The sequence below is a fragment of the Pseudoalteromonas fuliginea genome, from assembly GCF_000690055.1.
Lineage (GTDB): Bacteria > Pseudomonadota > Gammaproteobacteria > Enterobacterales > Alteromonadaceae > Pseudoalteromonas > Pseudoalteromonas fuliginea.
In genome coordinates this window covers 1-436 of the sequence record NZ_JJNZ01000272.1, presented here as the reverse complement: position 1 = coordinate 436, position 436 = coordinate 1, and the positions used below count along the sequence as shown (strand labels likewise).

Genomic DNA, 436 nt, shown 5'->3' with positions numbered 1-436 from the left:
TGCAAAATTTCCTAGTATCCAACGTGCAGGCATAGGCTGTCTACCTGTTAACTCAGTATAACTCTCAGTAAGACTATACCAATTATCAGCTGCTATTACTTGATAGGTTTTACGCCCACTAATGGTTTCATATTCTAATGTATTGTCTTTTTTACTATCAAGATCTAACCATCCAATAGGTGCATTATCAAAATGCACTGCATATATTTTTGATGACATTACTAATGGCACGGTAAAATTCATTAATTCCGATCTACCCCCATAACCATAATGCGCCCTATTGTATAGTTGTAAACGATTACCTCTTCGGTTCATACCTAATGCACGGGCACCTCCACCATATAAAGCTTCTGTTTTATCAATATTAAAGCGTATTGCTTCGGTACTATCTTTTTTTACATAACCCTCTTTTTCTGAAAGCAATAATTTATTTTTA

Annotated in this window: 1 pseudogene; it reads right to left on the bottom strand. The window is 34.9% G+C overall.

Annotation, left to right across the window (positions count from 1 at the left end):
- Positions 1-436: pseudogene (locus tag DC53_RS22845) on the bottom strand (glycosyl hydrolase); the annotation flags it as partial.